The sequence below is a fragment of the Pantoea sp. SOD02 genome, from assembly GCF_024707505.1.
Lineage (GTDB): Bacteria > Pseudomonadota > Gammaproteobacteria > Enterobacterales > Enterobacteriaceae > Pantoea > Pantoea symbiotica.
This window is the reverse complement of record NZ_CP102604.1, coordinates 115,961-139,588: the sequence shown is the minus strand read 5'-3', so window position 1 is coordinate 139,588 and position 23,628 is coordinate 115,961. Positions and strand designations below refer to the sequence as shown.

At 55.5% G+C, this 23,628-nt stretch carries 19 protein-coding genes and 1 tRNA gene; 3 read left to right on the top strand and 17 right to left on the bottom strand.

Translation table 11 applies throughout. The features are described 5' to 3' along the window. Positions 1-72 precede the first annotated feature (72 nt). Positions 73-405, top strand: coding sequence for a type II toxin-antitoxin system RelE/ParE family toxin (locus NR302_RS00635; RefSeq protein ID WP_008105654.1), 333 nt, complete (start codon positions 73-75; stop codon positions 403-405). Position 406: 1 nt separating this feature from the next. Continuing rightward, positions 407-691, top strand: a complete 285-nt coding sequence (nadS, locus tag NR302_RS00630; protein ID WP_008105652.1) for a NadS family protein — start codon at positions 407-409, stop codon at positions 689-691. 103 nt (positions 692-794) lie between these two features. Here the strand turns inward: nadS and NR302_RS00625 are convergent, their stop codons facing one another. The 16 genes from NR302_RS00625 to NR302_RS00550 form a co-directional block, all read right to left on the bottom strand. Beyond that, positions 795-1,799, bottom strand: coding sequence for a glycosyl hydrolase family 8 (locus tag NR302_RS00625; RefSeq protein ID WP_008104593.1), 1,005 nt, complete (start codon positions 1,797-1,799; stop codon positions 795-797). A gap of 9 nt (positions 1,800-1,808) precedes the next feature. Continuing rightward, positions 1,809-2,255, bottom strand: a complete 447-nt coding sequence (gene bcsD / locus NR302_RS00620) for a cellulose biosynthesis protein BcsD (RefSeq protein ID WP_008104594.1) — start codon at positions 2,253-2,255, stop codon at positions 1,809-1,811. Continuing rightward, entirely contained in the window at positions 2,255-6,058 is a 3,804-nt protein-coding gene (locus NR302_RS00615; RefSeq protein ID WP_258144296.1) for a cellulose biosynthesis protein BcsC, read from the bottom strand. Before NR302_RS00615 ends, bcsD begins: the two co-directional genes overlap by 1 nt. Positions 6,059-6,069: 11 nt before the next feature. Next, entirely contained in the window at positions 6,070-8,631 is a 2,562-nt protein-coding gene (gene bcsB / locus NR302_RS00610; RefSeq protein WP_258144295.1) for a cellulose biosynthesis cyclic di-GMP-binding regulatory protein BcsB, read from the bottom strand. Then, positions 8,628-10,733, bottom strand: a complete 2,106-nt coding sequence (bcsA, locus tag NR302_RS00605) for a UDP-forming cellulose synthase catalytic subunit (RefSeq protein WP_258144294.1) — start codon at positions 10,731-10,733, stop codon at positions 8,628-8,630. Before bcsA ends, bcsB begins: the two co-directional genes overlap by 4 nt. Before the next feature lie 54 nt (positions 10,734-10,787). Beyond that, entirely contained in the window at positions 10,788-11,588 is an 801-nt protein-coding gene (bcsQ, locus tag NR302_RS00600; protein WP_061719335.1) for a cellulose biosynthesis protein BcsQ, read from the bottom strand. After that, entirely contained in the window at positions 11,579-12,253 is a 675-nt protein-coding gene (gene bcsO / locus NR302_RS00595) for a cellulose biosynthesis protein BcsO (RefSeq protein WP_258144293.1), read from the bottom strand. Before bcsO ends, bcsQ begins: the two co-directional genes overlap by 10 nt. A 474-nt stretch (positions 12,254-12,727) precedes the next feature. Further along, positions 12,728-13,735, bottom strand: coding sequence for a dipeptide ABC transporter ATP-binding subunit DppF (gene dppF / locus NR302_RS00590; protein ID WP_008104607.1), 1,008 nt, complete (start codon positions 13,733-13,735; stop codon positions 12,728-12,730). Further along, positions 13,725-14,711 carry a dipeptide ABC transporter ATP-binding protein gene (dppD, locus tag NR302_RS00585; RefSeq protein WP_008104610.1) on the bottom strand — a complete coding sequence of 329 codons (987 nt, stop codon included), beginning with the start codon at positions 14,709-14,711 and terminating at the stop codon, positions 13,725-13,727. The genes dppF and dppD overlap by 11 nt, the downstream gene beginning before the upstream one ends. 12 nt (positions 14,712-14,723) lie before the next feature. Beyond that, a complete protein-coding gene (dppC, locus tag NR302_RS00580) occupies positions 14,724-15,626 on the bottom strand; it encodes a dipeptide ABC transporter permease DppC (protein ID WP_008104612.1) in 903 nt (300 codons plus the stop codon). A 9-nt stretch (positions 15,627-15,635) separates the two neighbouring features. After that, positions 15,636-16,655 carry a dipeptide ABC transporter permease DppB gene (gene dppB / locus NR302_RS00575; RefSeq protein ID WP_008104614.1) on the bottom strand — a complete coding sequence of 340 codons (1,020 nt, stop codon included), beginning with the start codon at positions 16,653-16,655 and terminating at the stop codon, positions 15,636-15,638. A gap of 198 nt (positions 16,656-16,853) precedes the next feature. Next, positions 16,854-18,464, bottom strand: coding sequence for a dipeptide ABC transporter periplasmic-binding protein DppA (gene dppA, locus NR302_RS00570; RefSeq protein WP_008104616.1), 1,611 nt, complete (start codon positions 18,462-18,464; stop codon positions 16,854-16,856). 955 nt (positions 18,465-19,419) lie between these two features. After that, a tRNA-Pro gene (locus NR302_RS00565) sits at positions 19,420-19,496 on the bottom strand. A 103-nt stretch (positions 19,497-19,599) separates the two neighbouring features. Next, positions 19,600-21,291: a kdo(2)-lipid A phosphoethanolamine 7''-transferase gene (gene eptB / locus NR302_RS00560; protein WP_008104619.1), complete on the bottom strand. Its 1,692-nt coding sequence runs from the start codon at positions 21,289-21,291 to the stop codon at positions 19,600-19,602. A gap of 268 nt (positions 21,292-21,559) precedes the next feature. Then, complete coding sequence (locus NR302_RS00555) at positions 21,560-21,988, bottom strand: organic hydroperoxide resistance protein (protein WP_008104621.1); 429 nt, start codon at positions 21,986-21,988, stop codon at positions 21,560-21,562. 102 nt (positions 21,989-22,090) lie between these two features. Next, positions 22,091-22,555 (bottom strand): MarR family winged helix-turn-helix transcriptional regulator, encoded by a 465-nt coding sequence (locus NR302_RS00550; RefSeq protein ID WP_008104624.1) that lies wholly within the window; start codon positions 22,553-22,555, stop codon positions 22,091-22,093. Between the two features lie 62 nt (positions 22,556-22,617). Here NR302_RS00550 and NR302_RS00545 point away from each other — a divergent pair, with 62 nt between their 5' ends. After that, entirely contained in the window at positions 22,618-23,211 is a 594-nt protein-coding gene (locus NR302_RS00545) for an HD domain-containing protein (protein ID WP_258144291.1), read from the top strand. A 42-nt stretch (positions 23,212-23,253) separates the two neighbouring features. On the opposite strand, the gene NR302_RS00540 is transcribed toward NR302_RS00545, so the two are convergent. Beyond that, positions 23,254-23,550, bottom strand: a complete 297-nt coding sequence (locus NR302_RS00540) for an HTH-type transcriptional regulator (protein WP_008104629.1) — start codon at positions 23,548-23,550, stop codon at positions 23,254-23,256. Positions 23,551-23,628: the final 78 nt, after the last annotated feature.

Sequence of the window (23,628 nt, the reverse complement as noted above, 5' to 3'; positions counted from 1 at the left end):
TGATGCGTGAAAGTCTTTAACGGCACACAGTTTAGTGTACAATGTACTCCTTGAAGGCAAAGGAGATAGCCGATGAGTCACGCGATTGAGTTTATTGAAACTCCGATATTTACTCGTCAGATAAAGCAAATCGCCACGGATGACGAACTCAGGGAGTTACAAAAAACGCTTATCGAGTCACCTGATAAAGGTGATCTCATTCAACATACTGGTGGCCTGCGAAAAATCAGGATGGCAACGGGTAATCAGGGCAAAAGTGGCAGTGCAAGGGTGATTTATTTCCTGGCCACCGTTGAAGTGATTTATCTGGTAATGGCCTACCCGAAAAATACCAAAGACAGCCTCACGGATGCAGAAAAAGCCGAGTTGAAGAAGTTGACCCAACGATTAAAAGACGAGGTATAACATGAGTTTTTTTGATGAGCTGAAAGCATCGCTTGAAGAAGCTGTAGAAATTAAAAACGGTAAAAGCGAACCTGCTCGCGTAACCCGTTATGAGTTGGCTGACGTAAAAGCCATCAGGATGCAGCTTAATGTCTCGCAAAGCGAAATGGCGCAAGTCCTCGGCACCAGCCTCGATACCATTAAAAGTTGGGAAACGGGACGCCGCAATCCAACCGGACTGGCCGCAAAAGTGCTGGCAACGATTCAAGCCAATCCAAAATTCTTCCATGAGCTTGCGTCACATTAACGAACAGCTTCACCGTCGTGAGGTCGCCATAAATGGCGCCCCTACGGATGAGGTGCAGGTTTTATAGGGTCGCCATTTATGGCGACCTGGCCAAAGACGAGACTTACCGCTTTTCCTGATACGCCATCCAGGTCAGCAGTTGCAGGCTGGCGGAGAAGTAGTTTTGATCCGGCGCGAGACGGTCATTGAGGTAACCGGTTTGATTCAGGGTCAAATCGCGAATGGCTAACAAACCCCCTTCCATGTTGTACGGCGCTGGCGTATTGCCCAACACATCATACCAGGCTGGCGTAGTCATGCGCGCCGAGCCTTGCCAGACGCGCTGGAACGGCACCAGACGCAGGCTTTGCGCATCATACCACCAGATATTCAGCGGAATACGGATCGCGTCATAGCTGAAACGGTTGGAATAGCCGACTGCCGGTGCCACTGAACCATCGGCATTGAGCGCCACCCAATCGAGCGGCAGGCCGGTTTTACCGAAGTGCATATCACCCAGCAAATCCATGCCGTCATCAATCAGCTCATTCCAGATGCGCAAATGGCTGTGTTCAGCAAACTCGCGCCAGGCCTCAAACAGGAAATAGGAGGGATTGAGCACCACATAGCTGGTTTTGTTGAAACCCTGCGCGCCCGGCAGCATCACTTTGTGTCCGCCGTAGCTGATCACATTCAGCTTCACGATCGCACGCTGAATACGGTCGGACGCTTGCTGATAATCGCCGCCCCACTTCTGCGCAGCACGCTGCAGCGCCCAGGCAATCAGTACATCACCATCAGATGCGTTGTTTTTGTCGGCAATCGGATTGGCAGCACCCGGCGTATAGCGCCAGTAGAACAGATCGTTTTGCGGATTGCGCAGATGAGTGCGCGTCCACTGCCACAGCAGATCGAAGGTGGTGCGATCGTCATGCGCCACCGCCAGCAACATGCCGTAGCCCTGACCTTCGGTATGGCTGACATTGTTATTCGCCGTATCGCTGATACGGCCATCGCTGCCCATAAAACGGCTTTTGTAGGTACTCCAGCCATCTGCGGCTGCCTGCGCGCTAAAAAACATCACCATGAAACACAGCATCCATTGACGCCAGAACCGCATCACTCTCATTACAGCTTCCTATTGATATCGATAGTGCAGCGTGCCGCCGTCGTTGTTCTCAAGCGTCACCGGTACCGCCGCGCTGCCGCCTTGTGCCTGCAGCCACTGCGCATACACGCCTGCCAGCACTGCGCTCAGCGCCAGCTGCCAGCGTTCAACTCCAACGTTGCTGTCGCCCTGCGGCAGCGCGTGGTGCTGAATCAGAATGGCATTCTCCTGCGGCTGTAACTGCACAAAGCCCCAGTTAAAACGCGCCAGCTGCAAATTCATTTCACGCTCCAGATCCTGCACGGTGCGCGCATCAGGTAAAGGATAGCGCGTTGCCAGCGATACGCCGACGCCGTTGAGAAAGCCTTCCGCTTCCTCGCCCGCATTGTCCAGCATGCTCTCAATCATCGCGCTCACCAGATCAAACCAGCCCGGCTGATGCGGATGGCTGACGCGTGCGGTTACTTGCTCACTCATTAGTAATCTCCGAACATGTAACGGAAGTACAGATTGGCTGTGCTTTCGTTGTAATCGCCAAAGGTGTCGTAGCCTAGCTGACCGCCCACGGTGACATCTTTGTTGATCTTATAATCCGCACCGGCATGCAGGTTGTAACCAATGCCGTTTTTGCTCTCGCCGCTGTAGAACGCATCCTTCACGTAGCCTTGGTCGGCCAGACTTTGCAGCTGTGCCTGCAACGACGGGTTATTCGGGAAGTAGGCGCTCTTATCCTGGCTGTAGGATTGATAACCCACCGAACCGCCGACGTTCACTTTCAGATCGTCAAACTTGCGGCTGAACTCGATAGGGAACGACACCGACGCATAGTTCTGCGGACTGAAGTAACCGCCCTGACCGTAGCTGAAGTAGCTGAGGTTTTTCGAGTAATCCATCCACGACAAACTCATGCCGACTTTCAGCTCGCGATCGTCGAGGTGATACGGACGCACATACGCGCCTGCGGTGGCCTGCACGCTGTTGTTGCTCGCCACGTTTTCGCCGATGTAGCTGTACGCGCCGCCGCCAACGTAGAAACCGGCATCGCCGTTGTCATAACTCAGCAAGGCGTTACCGCCGTTTTTGGTCACGCGGCCCCAGCGTTTACCGCTGGTTTTGTCTTCGACACCGACATACGACAGCAGGCTGTCGGTCATCGCGCGGCGTTCACCGGTGAGGATCAGCGTCAGGAAGTCGGTCAGCTTCGGCGACCACTGCACGCCACCCACCAGCGTGCTCAAGTCCTGGCCCAGCGGCGTGCTGCCGAGGTCAATCTTATAGCTGTCGCCCTTCAGCGCCATGTTCAGCTCTACGCCGGTCGCGGATTGCGAATCGGTGGAGGAGTTTGGCGTATCGTCAATTTTCGCATCACCCGATGCCACCACTTGTCCCTGCACCAGCGAGTTGGTGCCGAAACGACGCCATGCGTCGCCACCGGCGCTGCCTGCGGTGAGGGAAATCGGCGTCATGGTGAAATCGAAGCGCGCATCGCCAAACGGCACGGTGGAGAAAGTCAGTGGAGCTTTGGCTTCGGTGAGTTTGCTCAAGCCTGATTCGCCATCACGACCGCGCACCTGCATTTGACCTTGCACCCAGGTGCCGGTTTTCTCTTGCAGATCGTCCATCATGTTGTCGATTTGACGCAGCGTCTGGCTTTGCTGAATCGCCGGTGTGTTGCTTGCCAGCGTCACGCCTTCGGCGCTGCTGGTGGATGCTGGAGCCGACTGCCACGGCATCACCGCGCCATAGCTGGACGGCGAGCGGCCCACCGGCGAGGTGCCGCGATTGATAAACGGATTGTCGGCCAGCGCCAAACCACCGACGCTTGGCACGCTGCCGGTTTCTGCGCCTTGCAGACCAATCAGCTGACCGCGCGCGGTGCGCAGATAGCTCATCGCCTGGCTGTGTTCGCCGTTGGCTTCCGCCACGCGGGCTAACAGCAGCAAGCGGTCTGGCGACTGCTCATTGCGCAGGCCGCGCGTTAAGGTATTGGCTTTGTTGACGTCATTCTGCGCCAGCGCCACGTTGATGGCACCGGTGCGCGCGTCTTGCGTCGCGGTATCCTGCGTCATCAGGTAGTCGTACACCACGCCCGCTTCTTTGTTCATCTTGCCGGACTGATAAAGTCGCGCCATAGCGAACATCAGATCGCGGTTCTGCGGATCGTGCTGCAGCGCGCCCACCAGCTTGTCGTAAGCGGCGGCGTACTGTTTCTGCTCACGCAGACGATCCACTTCGTTGATCACGTAGCCGTTGCGGATGCCCGCCAGCTGAGTTGGCGTGCTGCGTGCCTGCAGTTCCGGGTTGCTGAGGAAGCTCTGCGCTTCGGTGTTCAGACCGGCCTGATTCAGCACCGCCACCTGCGCGGCGTAATCACCGGCGTTGCCCTGAATGCCGCGCTGCATGTTGCTGCGCACCACGGAAACGGCAGTGGTGAGATCGCCGGCTTTCGCCAGCTTCTGCGCCAGATTACCGGCATCAACCGGATTGGCTGGCGGCGTCGATGCCAGCGCACGCAAGGTGTTGGCCGCTGCCGCGTTCGAGCCCTGCGCCAGATACTGATCGGCGGTGGCCATCTGCAGGTTGAAGTTGACGCGCTGCGCCAGCTCGCGCATATCGCTGTTCTTGCTGCTATTAGGAATGCGTGACAGCAACAAACTCGCCTGCTGCCAGGCGCTGCTTTCGCTGGCGTTTAACGCACCCGCGTAGAGTTCTGTCGTGCTGGCACCGCTGCGCATGGTCGGCTGCATGATATTTGCTGCCATCATGTTATCGCCCTGCGCGCGGTAAATACGCGCCAGATCGAGACGCAGCCAGCCATCGTTGGGATAGCGCTGAATACCCGAGGTCAAGGTAGAGATAGCCGCGCTGTTATTGCCCGCCGCCACTTCACGCTTGGCCTGCGCACGAATAGGATCGGTGCTGCTGCCGCGCGGTGCCACGCTTTGACGCACGCTGTCGGGCAGCGATGCCAGCAAGGTGTTGGCTTCTGCGCCACGGTTCTGCTGACGCAGCACGTAGAACAAGCCTTCTTTGGCATTGCGGTTATTGGCATCGCTTTGCAGGATGGAACGATAGGTTTGCTCCGCCTGATCGAGCTGATTGCTGCGACGCTGCACATCGGCGCGGAACAGTTTGGCGGAGACACCTTTCTCACCGTCGGCCTGCGCCAGCGGTTCGCTCAGCGCCAACGCCTGCGCGCTATCACCGTTTTTCAGCGCCTGCTGCGCGGTGGCCAGCTGCGCGTAGAAGCGGGCATCGGCGGCCTGCTTCTGGCGCGTGTCGCTCTGATCGCCACCCAACTGCGCCGCGCGCGTCAGGTAATCCGCCGCTTCGGCATAACGTCCGGCACGCTGGGCAACATAGCCCATGCCGGCCAGCGCATCCGCATCTTGCGGGTTGGCTTGCAGCACTTTCTCAAAGTTGTTCTGCGCGTTGCTGACGTCGCCGCTGTTCAGCGCGGTAAAGCCCGCGCCCTTCTCCGCGCCGCCGACGTTTTTACGGTAGTAATCCAGCACCGCGTTATCTTGCGGATGGCGCTGCTGCCAGGTTTGGTACAGCGATGCATCAGAAGCCTGCGGACCAAGCCACAACAGCGCCTGACGCAGCGAACGATCTGCTTCTTTGTTGCCGTCTGCCAGGCTGCCGAGCACATCAATACCCTGACGACGCGTCGATTCCTGATAGGTCAGCGCTTTACCCAGCGCCAGTTTGGCACCGGTATCCTGCGGATGATCGGCAGAGAACTGACGCAGCGCTTCCACCGCCTGCGGCAGCAGCGAACGATCGCCCGCCATGGTCAGATAATATTCGGCTGCTACGCTCGGCGGCGGCTCGTTGCCGCTGAAGGTGTTACGCCAGGTTTGCAGCGACGCCGCAATGTTGCCGCTGCGTGCCTGCTGGCGCGCCAGCTGCAGCTGCGCCTGCGGAATGGTTTGCAGCTGGCGCGCGTTGTCCAGCTCGGTGAGATGCGGATCGTTCGGCGAGGCCGCGCTCAGGCGCGCACGCCACTGCGCCGCTTCCGCCGTGCCGCCGCTCTGTTGCGAATAGAGCGCCAGCAGATAGAGCGCCTGCGTGTTGTTAGGCTCAACCATCAGCACTTTCTGCAGCGAGGCTTTCGCCAAATCGTCATGCGCTTTCTGGTGCCAGTACGCCGCCTGATCGAACAGCGCCTGTAACGCAGGATTAGTGCTCTCCGCCGCCAGCAGCGGCTGAGAGAGCGTCAGTGCCCCCCCCAGAATCAGGGCATGACGAATACCGGCACTTAACAGATGTTTTTTCATTGTTTTTATCCTTACTTCTTGCCGGACTTGCTATCAACTTTTGGGTTGAGACGACGCCACGCATGACGTTTCAGCATCACCCATGCACCGCCGCCGACCAACGCTGACAGCAGCAGCGCTGCCAGCGCCATCAGCACCGAGTGCTGGTTGGCATACCACACCACCATCATGTACCACGGCATTTCGCCGCTCGGGAATTGCGGGCCGACGCGGAAGCTGCGAATGCCGTTCTCATCGGTGATGATGGCAGTATCGCCGCGAATACCGGCGTTGATGCGCGCGGAATTCAGGTCTTCATGCAGGCGTAGCAGTTGCTGATCGCTGGTCGCCACCGTCATCACCACTAAACGATCCGGGTTCCACGGCGAGCGATAGCTGACAAAGCCGCGCCACGCTTCGTTGGAGGAGAAGTAACGATCGGCATCCAGCTGCTGGCGATACCAGTCGCCGGTCAGCCAGCCACGCAGTTTGTCCCAGGTGGTCGGCTCTTTCACACCCAGCGTGTTGCCACTGGTATCAAACGGCGTGTTGGCCAGCATCGCCTGGTTGAAGTCGTTGTTCTGCGTGGTGCTCACCGCCAGCAGATCGCTCTGCTGCAGACGCGTCATGTTGGTGCCGCCGTTTGGCAGACCAAACAGCACCTGGTTTTGCAGCAGCGGTACGCCGGTGGCGTTACCGGCGCGGGAGGCCATATCCAGCAGCGTGGCGATCTCCGCATCGCTTGGTTGTTCCGGCAGCAACAGCGTGGTCTGCGAGAAGTCCGCCAGACGCGAGAACGGGAACGAGGCGCCCACAAAGTAAGAGAGATTTGGCAGCATGGTGAAGTGGCGCGTGTGGCTCAGATCGATCCACGAATCCTCTTCAATGCGGCTCTTAATGTTGTTGTTCAGCAGCACGCCGCACGGGGCATCCGCTTTCGGCTTGATGTTGAAGTAGAGCGCCAGCTGGTTGTCACCGTAAATCAGATAGGGTTCGAGCTTCAGGGTGTAATGCTCCTGACGCGCGTCACCGCCCAGACGATGCCAGGCGCTCTCCAGCAAGCCGACTTTATTTACCGTCAGGTTGCGCAGGAAGGTGCCGTTTATCATCACGTTGAGGAACGAGTTGTTCTCGTCAATCCAGCTTTCGGATGGGAAGCGATAGTGCAGCTCCACCGGAATGGTGTCGCCATCCCACAGGAACAGATCCGGCGCGGCGCGGAAGTTAACGCTCAGCGCATCGTGCCAGATGCCGGTGGTGGTCAGGCTCTGGTCTTTGCGCAGCAGTTCGCTCAGACGCACCGGACGCGTGGTGTTGATCCAGCGCGGCGCATCGTACGGCTTACGCACGCCAATTGGTTGCGGCTGCACGTTAAGGCTGCTGGCATCGGTCGCCAGCGGCTGAGTGGTTAAACGGTTAGCGGCCTGACGCAACTGATCGTCATTCGCCCCGACCACCAGCAGCAACTTGTAGACCGGATTGTTCGGGTTATCGATCACCTGCAGCAGCGGACCGTTGGTGGCTGGCAAAGTCACGGTGCCAATCTTGTCGCCCGGATGGCCAATCAGAATACCGTTGTGTTCCGGCAGATCGCCGCGCACCACCGGGAAACGGATGCCACGATAATCCGACTGAATGCCCATCCACGATGCCACCAGCGCGGCGGCGCTGATGCTGTCGGGCGCGGCATTGGCGGCAAAGCCAAAGGTGACGCTGGCGGGCGTCATGCGCTGCGCATCAATAAACGGACGCGGGAAGTTACGCAGGCTGGTACCGATGTTCAGCTGCTGGCCTTCAAGGCTCAGCGTGGTTTTCGGCAGAATCGATACCTGATACTGCTGCGCGCTCTCTTTCTCACACAGCAGCTTGTCGGCATCGTTAATCTTGAAGCTGAGGTTGTTGCTCGAGACCACCATCGCCGCCGGAATATCCAGCTGGTAATCGCTGACATCGCTGTCGCTGGAGCCCAGCGGCAAAGTGCCAAGCGGCTGACCATTCAGCATCAGCTGCAGCGAGGTGTTGCGTGCTGCCAGTGCCGCCGAGACGCGCAGCGACAGATTGAGGCGCGCGTTGGTGATCACTTCATCGCTGGGCAGCGTGAACACGATACCGGATTGCAGCTGGCCGCCGGTCAATGTGATGCCGCGCGGCTGGCCCATCTGCGCCACCGAAACGGTGCTGCTGATTGGCTGGTTAAGCGTTGTGGAAACCGTCTCTGGAACCACCGCCGGTGCGGTTGGCGCTACCGTTGGCAGCACCATTTCTGGTGCGACTACAGGTGCAGGTTCGCTGGCGGCCGGTTCGGCGGGCGTTTCATTTACCGTTGTCGGTGCGGTTGGCGGTGCCGCTTCCGGTGCGGTTTGTGGTGCTGTTTCTGGTGCTGTTTCTGGTGCGGTTTCTACTGGCGCATAAGGTGCCGCGCCAGCCGCCTGCTGCAGCTGTTGATCGGCCGCACTTTCAATGCCTTGCGGCGGCGGCACGTCAGAAAGTGCACCGTTATCCTGCGTGACCGCCGGGGTTTCGGCCCACGCTGGCGCGAGCAGCAGCGCCGTTGCCAGCGAGCTTGCCAGCAACGTTTGCGTCAAATTCTTCATGCAGCGCTGTCCTCTTTTGCGGCGGGCTGGTTGTCACGCTTACGCTTCTCACGGCGATCTTTCCAGGTCAGCCAGAACAGCTCAAAGACGGTACGAATAATAGTGCCAAGCGAAACCAGTGGATTGTCTTGCTTATATTCCGGCTGAATCCACGCATCCGCACGCGCCAGCACCACGCGCACCAATTCACGACGGCGCGACAGCGGCATATCGCCAAAGCGCAGACGAATGCTCTCTTCATCGCCGGAGATTTTGCTCACCGGAATGGTGATGGTGCCCGATTTCAGCAGCAGATCGATCTCTTCAATTTCATCGTGTTCGTGACGATTGTCCGGCGCATCCAGCTGCGCGCCACCCATCGACAGATCGCTGGTTTTCGTGCGCGACGAAATGCCGCTGGCGTAGTGAATCACCGCCGGAATCTGCACTTCAATACGGATGGTTTTACGCACCTGCTTGGTTTCACGCGCCACGGCAATCGCCGCCATCAGGATAATCAGGCTGAACACCGCCCAGCCGACGTTGAGGGCGATAACGTAAGGATCGACGCCAAAGTAGTCATGCGCTGTCGCACGTACCACGCCAGCGATGATGCCAATCGTCAGCAGCACCGCGACAATCACGTGTGGACGCACGATGTGAAAGTCGAAGAAGCCCTGATCGAGCAGGCCGCCTTTGTCCGTTACGTTAAATTTCCCGCGCTTCGGTGCCAGCATGGTCAGCAGCGTGGGGATAACGAGGTGGAAGCACATCACGGTTTCGTAGATCTCGCCCCAGAAGGTGTAACGGAACTTGCCGTTCATTCGTGAGTTGACGTAGAGCGACATCACCAGATGCGGCAAGACGTAGGCGAAAATCAGCGATGCGGATGAGTGAATGATATTCAGGTTGAACAGCAGGTACGCCAGCGGTGCCGTCAGGAACGCCACGCGCGGCAAGCCGAACTGGAAGTGCAGCATGGCGTTGAGGTAGCAAAGACGTTGCTGCCACTTCAAACCACGGCCAAACAGCGGGTTATCGACGCGGAAGATCTGCGTCATGCCGCGCGCCCAGCGGTTACGCTGTACCACGTGCAGACCGAGACGTTCAGTCGCTAAACCGGCCGCCAGCGGAATCGCCAGGAAGGCCGAGCCCCAACCGAGACGCTGCATTTTCAGTGCGGTATGCGCATCTTCAGTGACGGTTTCCACCGCAAAGCCACCGATCTCTTCCAGCGCGCTACGGCGAATCACCGCACAGGAGCCGCAGAAAAAGGTGGCGTTCCAGTTATCGTTACCCTGCTGAACCGGGCCGTAGAACAGTGAACCTTCATTCGGGATGCTGCGCGCCGCGCGCAGGTTACGCTCGAACGGATCCGGCGAATAGAAGTAGTGCGGGGTTTGCAGCAGCGCCAGCTTCGGATCTTTCAGGAACGGACCGACCGTCGCCTGCAGGAAGGTGCGCGTGGCCACGTGATCACAGTCAAAGATACAAATCAGCTCACCTTTGGTGATCTTCATGGCGTGGTTGAGGTTACCGGCTTTGGCGTGATTGTTATCGTCACGGGTGATGTAACCCACGCCGACGTCAGCGGCAAATACCGCAAATTCACTGCGCTTGCCGTCATCCAGCAAATAGACCTTCAACTTGTCGCGCGGGTAATCAATACACTGCGCCGCCAGCACGGTATCACGCACTACATCGAGGCTTTCGTTGTAGGTTGGAACATAAACATCAACCGTCGGCCACAGGCTAGTATCATCCGGCAAAGGTTCGATGGTGCGTTTTAATGGCCAGGTGGTTTGCAGGAAGCCGAGAATTAAGATCAGCCAGACGTACAGTTCGGCCAGATATAAGCCGATACCGAGAATCGCTTCAATCTCAGAATTAAATTGCAGCGTCTCCGTGGTGCGCCACCAGATATATCGGGTCGACATCAGCGCGGATAGGATAACCATGACGATAGTTATTTTGCGGCTTTTGCTGAAGCCCAGTAAAAACATCATGCCGATGCTGATTAAGCCAAATATATATTGCTTCTGGCTGTCCATAGGCGTGATGACGATTACCGCCGCCACCGGTGCAAGCACCAGCAGCAGCAGGTAAAACCCGAGTTTACTCATGATTCACCCTGAAGAAGCTGTGTTGTTATTATGTGGCCGGAGACGGCCTCATTATTAATAGTGGCTGCGAATAGGTGCCTGAACTTCGCCGTTGCCCACGGTGATATTCAGGATATTGGCTACACGTTTTGCCACTAATTCGATATCAAACGCAGCTGCGGAAGCTGGGCTGAAATCATAAACAGATTGTTGCGAGGCATTGGCTTCCGCGACACTTTCATCACGATGTACCACGCCTAATAAGTTCTCACCCAGGCGCTGCTGCATAAAAGCGGTGACTTCACGGCTAATATTGCGGCGATTGTCGCTCTGATTAAGCACAAAATAATGACCACGCTTATTATTTAGCGGCTGACCAATCATGCGGTCATTTTCAATTTGCGGCAGTAAAGAGACCGACGCGGTATCCGCTAACATCACCACTAAATGCATATCGGCAAGTGCCTGCATTGCTTTAAGCGCTGGACCCGGACCCGGCGGAAAATCGGCGATAATCACCAGTCCCGGATAATTCAGTACCGTATCCAAACCGCGTTTCAGGAAATGCGGATCTTTTACCAGGTTCTCTTCAAAACGTTCACGCTGCTCTTCGCTGACTTCGCCATAAGGCATGACGAAAATGTTGCCGCCGGTGGTCAGAATCGATTGGCTCCAGTCGGCCTGATCTTCAGAGCGCGCGACAAAGCCGCGACCATCATTCAGCGGTACACCGAAATGCAGGCGCAAGGCGTTCTGAACATCGAAATCGATTGCCAATACCTTGCTGCCAGCGCGAGCCAGACTCCACGCAAGGTTGGCCGCCATGGTGGTTTTCCCTACTCCCCCTTTTGGCGAGCACACACAAACTAACGGCATAGCGCAATCTTCTCCAGTAGCGGTTTTAACGGTGTTTCTTTTGACAAATTAGCAGGCTCGGCGGGACGCGAGCGGAACAGTGCACCAAAGCGAGACGGTGCGGGCGCAGCCGGACGTGGCGGTTCAACCGCGGCGGCAAAGGTGTGCGCAGGGGCTGGCGCAATTGGCGCTGGAGTTACCGGTTCAGGCGCGGCGGCAGCAGCAGGCTGAGCAATTGGTGCGGCGGGTGCGGCGACAGGTTTGGCCGGCGGAAACAGTGAAGTTGTGGCCTGGCGCTCTACCAAGGTGGCTTTTGGCGCTAATGGCGTAGCAGACGACACCGGTTTAGCCGACGGCGCAGGCGGAAACAGCGATGAGCCGGTCTCCGGTTGGGCGGCAGCAGGCGCGTTCAGGCTGTCGAGAATCGATCCTCGTGCCGGGCTGGCTGGTGCAGCCTGAATTGGCTCAGGCGGTGCGCTAAATTCATCCCCGCGAATCGGATGCGGTTGCGGCATATCGATGCGCTGGCCGCTACCTAATTCAGGCTCTTGATCGGTGGTCAACTGACGCAGTAACGCCCACTGACTTTGATCGGCTTCATGCGATTGACCGGACATATCCTTAAAAGCGATATCAAGCGTCTGCGTTTTCTCTTTAAAACGCTGCAGATCGTCGTAATTCTTCATGATCAGAGCCTGTAAAAGCGGGAGGGAATTTTCCGCGAATATATCACACACATTAAAAGACGGTGAGACAAATCTGATTATTAAAACGCCGCATTCAACAAAAGAATTCTATCTTTAAGATTGAAAAAACGGGCATGCAAGAAGCGTGCAGTTATTTATTGACGGGTATTAATTAGTATCAATTAACAGAAATAATTACGCAGGGGATTTTAACCTAAGCTACTGAATTTTCTCTACTGCGCTGCAAGTTATGGATTTTATTTCATTGTGATGTCGCTCACGCAATCCTGACACAAATAAGAATTTGCCTTTACGCTTTAAGTCCTAATCAGGACCAATTGATCACTGATGCAGTAGCGTAATGCTTTTTGCGTGGCTTTGGCGATAACAGGTTTTGTCGTTAATTAATCTGATGTATTAAGGATAAAAGAAAGGCTCCCGCAGGAGCCTTCATTCATTTATAGCGGTAATTTTTTACACGCCCACCGGCTGGTTCTCATCCTGATCCACCGCGAAGCAAGCGATTTGCTGATCGCCATACTGCTTCAGCTTTGGCTGCAGCTGAACGCAGGTGCCAAAACGACGACGGCAGCGCGCGTTAAACGCACAGCCCGGCGGCGGATTGAGCGGGCTCGGCAGTTCGCCCGTGAGCTTGATGCGCTCGCGGCGATCGTCCGGGTTAAGACGTGGTGTCGCCGACAGCAGCGCCTGCGTGTAAGGATGGCGCGGATTACTGAAGATCGCCTCTTTACTGCCCTTCTCAACGCAGCGGCCGAGATACATCACCATCACCTCATCGGCGATGTGTTCCACCACCGACAGGTCATGCGAGATGAAGACGTAGGACAAGCCTAAATCCTGCTGCAAATCCATCATCAGGTTGAGCACCTGCGCGCGTACGGAAACGTCGAGCGCGGAGACCGGCTCATCGGCAATCAGCACATCCGGGTCGAGCATCAAACCGCGCGCAATCGCGATACGCTGACGCTGGCCGCCCGAGAACATGTGCGGATAACGATCGTAATGCTCGGTTTTCAGGCCAACCTTCGCCATCATCTCCAGCGTTTTTTCTTTGCGCTCCGCTTTAGTCAGCGAGGTGTTGATTACCAGCGGCTCTTCCAGAATCTGGCTGATTTTCTTACGCGGATTGAGCGAACCGTACGGGTTCTGGAACACAATCTGGATTTTCTGACGACGCAGTTTCTGCGCCTGCGGATCATGTTTTAGCAGATCCTGACCGTGCCAGAACAGCTGGCCTTCGGTCGGGGTTTCAATCATGGTCAGCAAGCGGCCCAGCGTGGATTTACCACAGCCGGATTCACCCACCACCGCCAGGGTTTTGCCGCGTTCGAGGTTGAACGAGACGCCATCCAGCGCTTTTACCAGACGTTCCTGGCCAAACAGACCTTTCTTCACCGGGTAGTGTTTTTTCAGGTCAATCGCCTGCAGCAGGTAATCCTGCTTATCGTTATCAAGACTCATAAGTCGGTCTCCCGGCATCATCCAGTGGGAAGTGACATTTGGCCTGACGGCCCGGAATGTCGCGCAGCTCCGGCTCTTCGCGGCGGCAGCGATCGGTCACATACGGGCAGCGCGGATTTAACAGGCAGCCGGTTGGACGATCGTATTTACCCGGCACCACGCCAGGCAGCGAAGCCAGACGCGCTTTATCGGCGGCAAACTCCGGCAGCGCGCGCAGCAATGCTTGCGTATACGGATGACGCGGCGCTTTGAAGATATCCACCGCTTTACCGCTTTCCACCACTTGTCCGGCATACATCACGATGATGTGCTGCGCCGCTTCGGCCACCAGCGCCAGATCGTGAGTAATCAGGATCAGCGCCATGTTCTCCTGCTTCTGCAACTCCAGCAGCAGTTCGATGATTTGCGCCTGAATGGTTACGTCGAGTGCGGTGGTCGGCTCATCGGCGATCAGCAGTTTCGGTTTGCAGGCAATCGCCATCGCGATCATCACGCGCTGGCTCATACCGCCCGACAGCTGATGCGGATACACATCCAGACGCGATGCCGGGTCGGGAATGCCCACCTGATCGAGCAGATCTATCGCGCGCTGACGACGCGTACGTTTGCTGCCGCCCTGATGCACCTTCAGCGCTTCCATGATCTGGAAACCCACGGTGTAGCACGGGTTGAGGCTGGTCATCGGGTCCTGGAAAATCATCGCTACTTCTGCGCCCACCAGCTGGCGGCGCTCTTTTTCGGAGATTTTCTGCAGGTCGCGCTGATTGAACTCCAGTTTTTCCGCCATTACGCGGCCGGGATAATCAATCAGGCCCATAATCGCCAGTGAACTCACGGATTTGCCCGAGCCAGATTCACCAACAATACCCACAACCTGGCCTTGCTCGACCTGGTAGCTGATGCGGTCAACCGCACGGAACGGTGTTTTTTCGTCGCCGAAATGCACCGATAACTTGTCTACATTTAATAACGCCATCTCGGTGCCTCTTTACTGCTTGAGTTTCGGGTCGAGTGCATCACGCAAACCATCGCCCATGAGGTTGAATGCCAGAACCGTTAGCAGAATGGTCACTCCAGGGAATGTCACCACCCACCAGGCACTTTGCGCATACTGCAACACGTCGGAGAGCATGGTGCCCCACTCCGGCGTTGGCGGCTGCGCCCCCATACCGAGAAAGCCCAACGCCGCCATATCGAGAATGGCGTTGGAGAAACCTAATGATGCCTGCACGATCAGCGGTGCCAGGCAGTTAGGCAGAATATTGATGAACATCTGGCGCAGCGTACCGGCGCCCGCCACGCTCGAAGCCGTGACGTAATCGCGGTTCACTTCAACCAGCACCGCAGCACGCGTCAGACGGATATAGTGCGGCAAGGCGACGAAGGTAATCGCCAGCGAGGCGTTAACAATCGACGGACCAAAAATTGCCACCAGCACCAATGCCAGCAGCAGGCTTGGCAGCGCCAGCATGATATCGACCACACGCATGATGATGGCGTCAACCACGCCGCCGAGGTAGCCGGCCATCAGGCCAAATATCACGCCGAGAATCAGCGACAGCACCACCACCATGCAGCCTACCAGCAGCGACAGGCGTGCGCCGTACATCAGGCGCGACAGCACATCGCGGCCCACGTCATCGGTACCGAGGATGTAGCTCCAGCTGCCGCCTTCCTGCCAGACTGGCGGATGCAGCAAGGCATCGCGGAACTGCTCGGCCGGTGCGTGCGGTGCCAGCACATCAGCAAAGACCGCGATCAACAGCATCAGAACGATGTAAACCAGGCCGATTACCGCGCCTTTGTTACGTTTGAAGTAGTGCCAGAATTCCTGCAACGGGGTCATCGGCTTGGGTGCAGCAGTTACGCTTGCGGGATCAACAGCAGACATGATTCCCCCTTATTTCTTATGACGGATACGTGGATTGACCACGCCGTACAACAGATCAACCAGCAGGTTGACCACGATGATCAGAATCGCCACCAACAGCACGCCGCCCTGAACTACCGGATAGTCACGGCGTTGCAGCGCTTCGATCAGCCAGCGACCAAGTCCTGGCCACGAGAAGATGGTTTCGGTCAGAATCGCACCGGCCAGCAGCGTACCGACCTGCAAACCAATCACGGTGACGACCGGCAGCATGGCGTTACGCAGCGCATGCACCACAATCACACGCATACGCGTCAAACCTTTGGCGCGCGCGGTACGGATGTAATCTTCACCCAGCACTTCCAGCATTGAGGAGCGCGTCATACGCACAATCACCGCCAGCGGAATGGTGCCGAGCACGATGGCCGGCAAAATCATGTGCATCACCGCATCTTTGAAATCGCCCTCTTCGCCCCAGAACAGCGTATCAATCAGCATGAAGCCGGTGAGCGGATGGCTGTCGTCGAGGAAGATGGTGTCGCTGACGCGCCCGGAGACCGGCGTGAGGTTCCACTGCACCGAGACCAGCATGATCAGCATGATGCCCCACCAGAAAATCGGCATTGAGTAACCGGTGAGCGAGATACCTACGGCGGTGTGATCGAAGATCGAGCCGCGTTTTACTGCTGCCAGCACGCCAACGGGAATGCCGACCGCCACTGCGAACAACATGGCGCAGATGCCCAGTTCCAGCGTGGCTTTAAAGCGTGGTACGAATTCGTCCCAAACCGGGATACGGCTTTTCAGCGAGATACCGAGGTCACCGTGCAAGACGCCGTTGATGTAGGTGAGATATTGCTTCCACATCGGCTGATCGAGGCCAAATTGCGCCATCAATTGCGCGTGACGTTCAGGAGAGATACCGCGTTCGCCGGCCATGATCAGTACCGGATCGCCGGGGATCAAGTGGACAAACGCGAAGGTCAATAATGTGATACCGATGAACGTTGGGATGACAAGGCCCAAACGTCGGAGTATGAATTGCAGCATAAGCCTGGTTCTCTGACATTTCCCACAGCGTTACCGCCGGGGACAACATTGCTCAACACTCGCAGCCCGCCAGGGGCAGACGCGACGCAAGAAGCGCTTCAATATTAGAATTTGCCGGAAAAAAAGAGCGGAATACGGGCGGCGAAGGTGCCGCCCGAGGGCCAGCAATGCTGGCCCTGACCGCGATAATCCGAAAGGTTATTCCTGGATATCGACGTTTTCGAAGTGATGTTTACCTAATGGATCAACCACATAACCTGTTACTTTCTTGCTCACTGGCTCGTATACGGTTGAGTGAGCGATGATCAGCGCTGGAGCCTGGTCATGCATCACTACCTGAGCCTGTTTGTACAGTTCAATACGTTTGTTGTGATCGGCTTCAGCACGGGCTGGCTGAATCAGATCTTCAAACGGCTTGTAGCACCAACGTGAGTAGTTAGAACCGTCTTTCGCCGCTGCACAGCTGAACAGCGTGGCGAAGAAGTTATCAGGATCCCCATTATCACCGGTCCAGCCCATCATTACGGTCTGGTGTTCACCGGCTTTCGCACGTTTCAGGTACTCGCCCCATTCGAAGGTGACGATTTTGGCTTTCACGCCAATTTTCGCCCAGTCAGCCTGAACCATTTCCGCCATGCGGCGTGCGTTCGGGTTGTATGGACGCTGAACCGGCATTGCCCACAGGTCGATGGAGAAACCATCTGCCATGCCCGCTTCTTTCAGCAGCGCTTTCGCTTTCTCAGGATCGTAGGCGTAATCTTTGATGTCGTCGTTGTAGCCCCACATGGTTGGTGGGATCAGGTTTTTCGCGGCCTGGCCAGCGCCCTGATAAACGGCATCGATGATGGCTTGTTTGTTCACCGCCATGGTCAGTGCCTGACGCACTTTCACGTTATCCAGCGGTTTTTTCTCGGTGTTGAACGACAGGTAACCAACGTTCAGACCAGGCTGTTCCATCAGGTTAATTTTGTCGTCTTTCTTCATGCTGGCGAGATCGGCCGGGTTCGGGTACGGCATTACCTGGCACTCACCCTTCTGCAGTTTCGCATAACGCACAGACGCATCTGGCGTGATGGAGAACACTAAGCGATCAATCTTCGGCTTGGTGCCCCAGAAGTCTGGGTTCGCTTTGTACAGAATGCGCGAGTCTTTTTGATACTGCTGCAGTACGAACGGACCGGTGCCCACTGGATTGAGGTCCAGCTTCTCAGGCGTGCCCGCTTTCAGCATGTTGTCGGCATATTCTTTAGAAATGATTGAGGCGAAGTCCATGCCGAGGTCAGCGATGAACGGCGCTTCTGGACGCGTCAGGGTGAAGCGTACGGTGTAATCGTCAACTTTCTCGATTTTGGCAATCAGCTTAGGCATGTCCATGCCTTCGAAGTATTCGTAGCTGCCGCCAGAAACACCGTGATATTTGTTGTTTTTGTCGAGCTGGCGCTCGAAGGAGAACACGACGTCATCGGCATTGAAGGTGCGGGTTGGCTTGAAGTCTTTGGTGGTTTGCCACTTCACGCCCTGACGCAGGTGGAAGGTATAGGTTTTACCGTCCGCGCTGACATCCCATTTTTCTGCCAGACCTGGCTGCAGCTCGGTGGTACCGGTTTTGAACTCAACCAAACGGTTGTAGATCGGTACGGAGCTTGCGTCGTAAGTGGTGCCCGATGTGAAGAGCTGCGGGTTGAAGCCTTCCGGCGAACCTTCTGAACAATAAACGAGGGTTTTCGCCTGGACACCAGCGGCAACGGTCATAGCAATCAGGCTGAGACCGACCTTCAGCATCCTGGATTTAGCCAGGGAGTTGATCATGTTTTGCTCCATTGTGATGTGATGTTGTGTGCGTCGCCCGACCTCTGATTTTTTTATGCGGTTCGGGCAGGTCAATTAAGAGTAAGCAAAATGTGAGCGGTTATTTTTTTGTGCTGGCACCGTGGAATCTGTCAGACACGTCCTTCTCTACATTTTATTGACGCATCAATTTGTCAACAGTTGCAATGAACGTCAATACAGTGTGGGGTTATTTACACAGAGTGTGAGTAAGTGCAAGCAACGATAAAAAACACCCTTCTCAGCGTAAGCCAAAATTAAAAAAGGTGATAAAGCGCTCAATGCCGCGTGATTATCTGGCTATGTAGCCAAATGACAGTGATTATCACCGTTAAAAAACACACAAAACTTATTGGTAAATGTTGAATATCTGAACGATTCTTCGTGCGTTATGACGTTCAGGCAGCGGAATGTGCTAGTGAAATGGCATAAGAAATCAGCATGATGCATAAACCGGTCATAAGAAGAATGTTTCGCGAATTAAGCGCGCGGGTTCGATTTGGCGTGGGGTGCACGGGGTTAAGTTGGGATAATGGTGAGTATTGTTGGTTTGGGAGATGGAACGAGTAAATTCAGGAGTTTTGCTGATTATTGGTGCGTTGCTCAGGAAAGGCGGCTCAAACGCAAAGTCGGCGTGAATACGTCCCTGTAGCCTCGACCGCCGCATCCCTGCGGCGGACGCTTTGCTAACCGAGCCGCCTTCCCATCGCCTGAACGTTGGGTTTCGCTTTAAAACAGAGCGCAGCGGAATTTAATAAAGGATGGAATGCAGGGCCGCGGAGTAAAGCTTCCGACGCATGGATGCGTCGGCAGAGCCCACAGGGATGTGTCCACGGCGACTTTACGGAGCGGCCCTGTATTTCAGCCTGATCGGCACAAGGCCCAACAAATTACAGACGAAAAAAAACCTGCTTATAAAAGCAGGTTTCTTCAAAGATGGTCGGCGAGAGAGGATTCGAACCTCCGACCCACTGGTCCCAAACCAGTTGCGCTACCAAGCTGCGCTACTCGCCGATGGGGGCGCATATTACTGCGCTGCTAAAAAAGCGTCAATGCCTTTTACTGAAAACCCATCTGATCGCCTGGAAAGCAAGCAGAAGTCAGCAACCCCAGAAAATCACAGCGGTTTAGCAGGCGTGGCCGCTGGGGCAGAACACCAGTTATTCGCGTCTTTAATTCCGCCGTCTGGCGAGGTGTAGCCGAGGCAACCCATAATGGTATCGAACAGCTCAACATGGCGATGGGTTTTACCCACGCGCTGCTGCGCCTGCAAACGTTCGAAGTTGCTGCGGTTAGTTGGGTCCTCAAGATACTTATCAGAAGCCCACACCATCATCGGCACACGGAACTGCTCCGGTGGCGCCATCTCGCGCGGCGTGCCATGCAAGTGCATATTCTCGCTGATTGATTCACCGTGATCGGAGGCATAGAACACAATCGCCTTCTTATCACGCAGCTGATCGAGCACGCTGTCCAGCATGGTATCAACGTACAAAATCGAGTTGTCATAGGCATTAATCAACTGCGCTTTACTGCACTTCTCATCAACGCCCATGCATTCCGGCTTATAGCGCGCGAAATCACGCGGGTAGCGCTGAGAGTAAAGGTAGTGCGAACCTTTGGTGTGCAGAATCACCACATGCTTGCCTTTCGGGAAGCGTTGTAACGATGCCTGTAACTCCGGCACTAACAGCATGTCGTCGACCGCTTTGCCCTGATTACGCTTCTCTGAACCAATCTGCTCGCGGAACGAAAAGTTATTGGTGTCAGCGTTATCGTAGAACCACACTTCGCTCTGCATCGCGAACAACTCAGACGTAAAGCCCAGTTCTTTCAATACAGCGAAAACGTTTTGTTCTTTCAGCGTGCGGCCCGGATTATCCATGGTGCCGCCTTCGCGCACGAACATGCAGCGCAGCGACAGCTTGGTGGCGGTATCACAAGATTCACCACGGAACGCGACCAGATTCTTCTCTTTCGACAGCTTCGGCGTGGTATCACGATCGTAGCCAAGCATCCCCATGTGATCCCAGCGCGTGGTTTCACCAATCACGAACACCATATAGGTATCATCGATGCCCGCTGGCGCGACGTAGGTAAATTTCTTCGCCGGATCGAGCAACTCCTGGCCATCCCACTCTTCATCGACTTTAGTCCAGGCAAACAGGCCCAGCGCGGCGATCCAGTTGGATGGCAGATATGAGTGCGCCACCACGCCGCCATAACTCGGTAAATCGATGTTGGTGATCTCTTCATTCACCTTTTGCAGCTTGTCGAAATAGCGAATTGGCAGCCACACCAGCGCGACGCTCAGCAGCATAACGGCTATCGGCTTCAGACGCTGCCCAGGCGTTTTAAGTTGTTCAATCAGCGTTTGGCTAAGATTATTGCGCCAGATAAGCAGCAGCGGCAGCGCGCTCACCAGCACCATCCACAACACGAAATGCAGGCCAATCACTTCTTTAGAGAGATCGATATCGGTGGTCATCACCGAAGCGATAATGCCGTAACCAATCACCACGTTGAAAAACGCCATGTAATAGGCGGCAGCAACAGAAATGATCACGGTGAGTGTCGCGAGAATGCGATAGGCCCATTTTCCGCCCAGCGACAGCAGGCGCATCAGGAAAAAGGTAAGAAGTACGGCAGCCATGACTTCTGCGGCAGCAGAGAGCCAATTAGAGATATTGGATTTTGTTAAAAAGCCGTCAAAGCGGCGATAAAATATTGGCAAATTCAACAAGATGCCGAGATATAACGCAAGCAGCAATGACAGCTTCTGCTGCGTTAAACTTTTAATATAATTCATGAAAATATCTATTCCCGACCTGGTGTCGTTGTATCAACCGTTATGTGACTGTTTAAAGACAGCAGAGTTCGCTAAACCGCGGAAAAAGCGTGACGCAAGATGCAGGATCGGGACGATTCCGACTGGCGAAGAGGCGATGGCGCGAAGCCGAGCAGTAGAACATTTAACCAATGGTAAGACCAGACAATTTTTCTAATTGAAGCAGTTCGAATTTAATTCAGATGTAAAAAAGGCTCCCGCAGGAGCCTTTTATCGCTAGCCACATCAATTAGTTGATGATGTTCAGCGTCACGTCGATGTTGCCACGCGTTGCGTTTGAGTAAGGGCAAACGATGTGTGCCGCATCCACCAGCTTCTGCGCTTCAGCAGCGTCCATCTCTGGCAGATGGATATTCAGCTTGGCTTCAATTCCGAAACCGTTCGGGATTGGGCCAATACCCACTTCGCCTTCAATCCATGCATCTTTCGGCATCGCAATCTTGTCGCGGCCAGCCACAAACTTCATCGCGCCGAGAAAACAGGCTGAATAACCCGCTGCAAACAGCTGCTCTGGGTTAGTCACTTCGCCGCCTGCGCCGCCCATCTCTTTTGGCACGCCCAGTTTTACATCCAGCACATTGTCAGAAGAAGTCGCACGACCATCACGACCGCCGGTGGCTTTTGCTTTTGCAGTATAAACAACTTGTTCTAAAGACATAATAACCTCGTTAATTCGCTATATAATCGCGCACTACTTATTATGCGCAAACCTGAACGTCATCTTTTGGGATGTCGGGACAGCGACTTCCCCTACTCAACATCAATTGGCGCGGTAAAGGCTGTCGCGCAACTCGTCTAACTGACCTTTCAGTGATGCCATTGCCTGATCATCGCAGGCCGTCGCACACTGAATGGCTTCGGGAATGCTTTCTGCTTTTTCACGCAACGCACGACCTTCATCGGTCAACGTCACCACAACCTGACGCTCATCCTGGCGTGAACGCTGGCGTCGCAATAATCCCGCGCTCTCCAGACGTTTCAGCAACGGCGTCAGCGTTGCTGAATCAAGAAACAGCTGCTCGCCAATCTCGGAAACCGTCACATCGTCCTGATTCCACAGCACCAGCATCACCAGATATTGCGGATAGGTAATCTCCAGCCTGGATAGCAGCTGGCGATAGACTTTGTGCATCGCGAGATTCGCCGAATACAGCGCAAAGCAGAGCTGCTGATCTAACTGAAGTGGCGCCTGCTTCACTTTTTTGTCATCTTGATTACTGTTCATGGGTTTGAATATAAATAGCGCGCTAGATAATTGCAAGCGACTTTTCTCTGGGAGAGTGAAATATGCGAGATTCACTGGAAGAGCAAGCGCGCCGTTATGCCACTGAAGCGCATGCCGCTGCGGGTCAACGCCGCAAATACACTGACGAGCCTTATATTGTGCATCCGGCTGCCGTCGCCGAGTTAGTGCGTAGCGTTACCGAAGATGAACAGATGATTGCCGCCGCCTGGCTTCATGACACGGTCGAAGACACGCCCAGCACCTTAGATGATATTGAACGCCATTTCGGCCTGCGCGTGGCGGAACTGGTGGACCAACTCACCGACAGCGCGCAGCCTGCAGCGAAAAATCGCGCCGCACGTAAGCTGGCGCATTTCCGTCATACCGCCGATGCCTCGCCCGAGGCGCAAACCATCAAGCTGGCCGACATCATCGACAATACCCGCGCCATCGTGCAGTACGATGCCGACTTTGCACGCGTCTATCTGGTGGAAAAGCAGATCCAGATCCAGCTATTGCGCGAGGGCGATAGCCATTTGTGGCAGCAAGCCGAACAAACTATCAAACAGGGATTAGCGCAGTTAGCGCAGCCGCCATACAGCGTGCCGGCGAGTTGGTTCGTCAAACAGGCGGCAAAGTACGGCGCCATAAATTAAAAAACCCGCCATATAGGCGGGTTGAAGCATCCTAAAAAAGGATTACTCCAGCAGCTGACGCCCCAAATACGGGTTAGCCTGTAACAGCTTCATCAGTTTGCGCGCCGTAGCGGAAGGACGCGTACGTTGCGCCTCCCAGCTTTTAACTGACGAAACGCTGACACCCATCACGCGGGCAAATTCGTCAACCTGCATGCCGGTCATCTCGCGTAAACGCTGCGGCTCGGGAACTGTAGTCTGATTGATAGAAATTTCTGATACGGATGGCTTAGCGTCACGTGTCAAAACAATCTGCTCAAGGCTACTGAGCAACTCGACCATTGGATCTTTTAATTCCATAGAGAACTCCTTAAAAACTCACTATGAAGCACGTGAAAGTAGAGAGGTAAGCGCCACCAGGCGCTGAAACCGGACGAT